The following is a 2283-nucleotide window of genomic DNA, read 5'->3' on the forward strand; positions in this document are numbered from 1 at the left end:
CCTCGGCGTTCCAGCGCGCCACGTGTTGGAACGCCTCGACGTCGAAATCGGCGTCGAGTTGCCGGTTGATCACCGCCGCCGCCGGAGCGGATGAAGCCTCCGCGGCTCTACCTGGCCGCGGCGTGGGTGATCATCGTCGCCGGCATCGTCTTCATCATCTCCACCGTGTTCTTCGCCGGCGCGTTCGTCTGGCATCACCAGCACTGCCACCACCACCACGGCCAGATGTTCAAGCCGGGTGGCGGCCCGGGTGGTCCCGGGCCGGGCAACGGCCCGTGGGGACCTGGATACGGCCCCGGACCGTGGGGGTCCGGTGGGCCCGGATCCGCCGGCGGCCCATGGGGTGACGGCGGTCCCGGGTTGATCGTGCCCATGCCCCCCGGCGGTCCGGGTGTGAGCGGTCCTGGCGGCCCGCCGCCGGCGAGCGCAACCCCCAGCCCCCCGCCGCGACGGCCCTAGCGGAAGGCCCACGCCGAGGTTTTTCTTGACGTGGTCCAGAAAGAGAGCAGGGTTATTGGCGTGCAGCAATTTTCGTCGCCACAGCCCGGAGTCAGCCCAGCAAACGAGGAGAGAGCGAAATGACGGAGCGTTTCACCACCACTGACGCCGGCATCGCTGCGCCCAGCGACGACCAGTCGCTGACGATCGGTCCCGACGGGCCGATCCTGCTGCAGGACCACTACCTGATCGAGCAGATGGCCCAGTTCAACCGGGAGCGCATCCCGGAGCGGCAGCCGCACGCGAAGGGCGGCGGCGCCTTCGGCACCTTCGAAGTCACCAACGACGTCAGCCAATACACCAGGGCCGCGGTCTTCCAGCCCGGCACCAAGACCGACATGCTCGCCAGGTTCTCGACGGTCGCCGGCGAGCGCGGCAGCCCAGACACCTGGCGCGACCCGCGTGGCTTCGCGCTGAAGTTCTACACCAGCGAAGGCAACTTCGACCTGGTCGGCAACAACACGCCGGTGTTCTTCATGCGCGACCCGCTGAAGTTCCAGCACTTCATCCGGTCCCAAAAGCGCATGCAGGCAACGAACTTGCGCGACCACAACATGCAGTGGGACTTCTGGACGCTCTCACCGGAGTCCGCGCACCAGGTGACCTGGCTGATGGGTGACCGCGGCATCCCGAAGACGTGGCGGCACATGAACGGCTACAGCAGCCACACGTACAGCTGGATCAACGCCGCCGGCGAGATCTTCTGGGTGAAGTACCACTTCATCACCGACCAGGGCATCGACTTCCTGACCCAGGAGGACGCCGACCGGCTGGCCGGCGAGGACGGCGACTACCACCAGCGCGACCTGTACGACGCGATCGAGGGCGGGGATCACCCGAGTTGGACGCTGAAGATGCAGATCATGCCGTACGAGGAGGCCCGCAACTACCGGTTCAACCCGTTCGACCTGACCAAGGTGTGGCCGCACGGCGACTACCCGCTGATCGACGTCGGCAAGATGACGCTGAACCGCAACGTCACCGACTACCACACCGAGATCGAGCAGGCCGCCTTCGAGCCGAACAACACCGTGCCCGGCACCGGGCTCAGCCCCGACAAGATGCTGCAGGCCCGCGGGTTCTCCTACTCCGACGCGCACCGCGCCAGGCTGGGGACCAACTATCGGCAGATCCCCGTCAACACGCCGAAGGTCGAGGTGAACAGCTACTCGAAGGACGGCGCGATGCGGATGAAGAACGTCTCCGACCCCGTGTATGCGCCCAACTCCTACGGCGGGCCGCACGCCGACCCGGCGCGTGCCGCCGAGGTGCGCTGGCACGCCGACGGCGACATGGTCCGCGCCGCCTACACGCTGCACGCCGAGGACGACGACTGGGGACAGGCGGGCACCATGGTCCGCGAGGTCCTCGACGACGAGGCCCGGGACCGGCTGGCGCACAACATCATTGGCCACGTCTCCAAGGGCGTGAAGGAGCCGGTGCTCTCGCGGGTGTTCGAGTACTGGCGCAACGTCGATCCCGACCTCGGCAAGAAGGTCGAAGAGGGCGTCCGGGCAAACGGGGGCTGACCTCGTGCCGGGGTGGCTGGCATGATCGCTTCATGACCATGCGGGCTCGCGCGGCCGTCGTCACCCTCGGCCTGGGGGTCGGCGGTGCGGTCGCACTTCCGGTTGCGGCCGCGCACCCCTCCGACCCGGGGGTGGTGAATTACGCGGTCCTGGGCAAGGGGTCGGTCGGCAACATCGTCGGCGGCCCCATGGGCTGGGAGTCGGTGTTCACCCGGCCGGTGCAGGGCGATTGGGTGGACGTTCCGGTGTGCAACAA

At 67.9% G+C, this 2283-nt stretch carries 2 protein-coding genes and 2 pseudogenes; 3 read left to right on the forward strand and 1 reads right to left on the reverse strand.

Features of this window, described 5'->3' with window-relative positions; all coding sequences use genetic code 11:
* Window positions 1-79: pseudogene (locus A5711_RS27350) on the reverse strand (L-histidine N(alpha)-methyltransferase); the annotation flags it as partial.
* Between the two features lie 11 nt (window positions 80-90).
* Between A5711_RS27350 and A5711_RS21925 the strand changes: the two are divergent.
* The 3 genes and pseudogenes from A5711_RS21925 to A5711_RS21935 all read left to right on the forward strand — a co-directional run.
* Window positions 91-459, forward strand: a complete 369-nt coding sequence (locus A5711_RS21925; protein WP_067950245.1) for a hypothetical protein — start codon at window positions 91-93, stop codon at window positions 457-459.
* Between the two features lie 119 nt (window positions 460-578).
* Window positions 579-2027, forward strand: coding sequence for a catalase (locus A5711_RS21930; RefSeq protein ID WP_067950247.1), 1449 nt, complete (start codon window positions 579-581; stop codon window positions 2025-2027).
* Between the two features lie 38 nt (window positions 2028-2065).
* A pseudogene (locus A5711_RS21935) lies at window positions 2066-2283 on the forward strand (sensor domain-containing protein); the annotation flags it as partial.

Origin of the sequence: Mycobacterium sp. E2238 (genome assembly GCF_001672665.1) — a bacterium.
In the GTDB taxonomy this organism is placed as follows: Bacteria; Actinomycetota; Actinomycetes; order Mycobacteriales; family Mycobacteriaceae; genus Mycobacterium.

Bases quoted from the DNA above. Each gene is read 5' to 3' on its own strand.
- A5711_RS21930 (WP_067950247.1), top strand. From the start codon at position 579: ATGACGGAGCGTTTCACCACCACTGACGCCGGCATCGCTGCGCCCAGC.
- A5711_RS21925 (WP_067950245.1), top strand. From the start codon at position 91: ATGAAGCCTCCGCGGCTCTACCTGGCCGCGGCGTGGGTGATCATCGTC.